1 protein-coding gene is annotated in these 1,238 nt (G+C 63.1%); it reads right to left on the bottom strand.

The features are described 5' to 3' along the window. Positions 1–81: 81 nt before the first annotated feature. On the bottom strand, positions 82–1,238 hold a 1,157-nt coding region (locus tag ABD768_RS42940), incomplete at its 5' end, for an ISL3 family transposase (RefSeq protein WP_344850752.1).

Genomic DNA, 1,238 nt, shown 5'->3' with positions numbered 1-1,238 from the left:
CCAGGATCGTGCTGCCGACGGCCTTGAGCGAATCGGGCTGGGCGTGGGTATAGGTCCGCAACATCTCGGGCTCTTCGTATTTCAGAGTGCGTTGACTCGTTCGGTGAGCTGACCCGAGTGCAGTAGTGACCGCAAGATGTAGTGGTCGAGGTTGCGGAAGCCTTGCGCGATGCCGCGGAGGTGTTCGAGGCGTCCGTTGATGGCTTCGACTGGCCCGTTGGAGACGCCGACGTCGAAGTAGGCGAGGATGTCGGTGCGCCGGGACCACAGGCTTCGTCCGAGTTGGGCCAACTCTTGCAGGCCTGCCGGCAGTCCGGTGCGGATACGGCGCAGGATCTTGTACATGAGTTTCTTTCCCTCGCGGCGCTGCGGGTGTTCGTAAGCGGCGATCAGCTGCTGGTAGATCTGGTGGGTGATCTCGACAGCGACATGGTCGTGGTGACTGGTCAGCGACTCGAACAGGCGGATCTTCTGTTTGTCGGTGAGCAGTTCGGTGCGGGTGTGCAGAATCCGGCGGATCTTGTACAGCGGGTCGTCCTTGCGGCCCCGGTGTCCGCATACCTGCTGCTGGATCCGTTGCCGACACAAGTCGAGTTTGCTTGCGGCCAGATGGACAACGTGGAACGGATCCATCACCACCCGGGCCGCGGGGAGTTCCTCGGCGGTGGCGCTCTTGTAGCCGGTGAATCCGTCCATCGCCACGACCTTGATCCGATCCCGGAACTGCTGGTCCCGGGCGGCCATCCACTGTTTGAGGACGTGTTTGGAGCGGCCGCCGATCATGTCGAGCAGGCGTGCCGGGCCGGTCCCGTCGATGACCGGAGTCAGGTCGATCAGGACCGTGACGAAACTCGGTTCCCCTTGTCCGCGAACGTGTTTCCATTTGTGCTCGTCCACACCGAGGCACCGGACCCCGTCGAGGTGGTCGCCGTCGTAGACCAAGGCGCGAGCGGCGTCTGTAGCGATCTGGTTGACCGTGCTCCACGAGATCGCGAGGTTCGCGGCGACGGCGGCCACGCTCATCTTGTCGACCACGATGCGCTGCAAAATCCAGCGTTCGGTCCTGGTCGTGACCACTGCTCGAGCCCTGGCGATGTGGTCGATCCTCGCGCGAAAGACCGACCTCGAGCAGTCGCTGGTGTGGCACACGAACCGCGGAACCATCACGTGCAGGAGGACTGGATAGCCGACGACAGGAGTGTCAGTCAGGACCCGCTCGACCCGATCTCGTAGTTGAC

It is taken from the genome of Kribbella ginsengisoli (assembly GCF_039537185.1).
Classification (GTDB): domain Bacteria; phylum Actinomycetota; class Actinomycetes; order Propionibacteriales; family Kribbellaceae; genus Kribbella; species Kribbella koreensis.
Note: the sequence above shows the minus strand (reverse complement) of the source record. Positions and strands in the feature narration are given on the sequence as shown.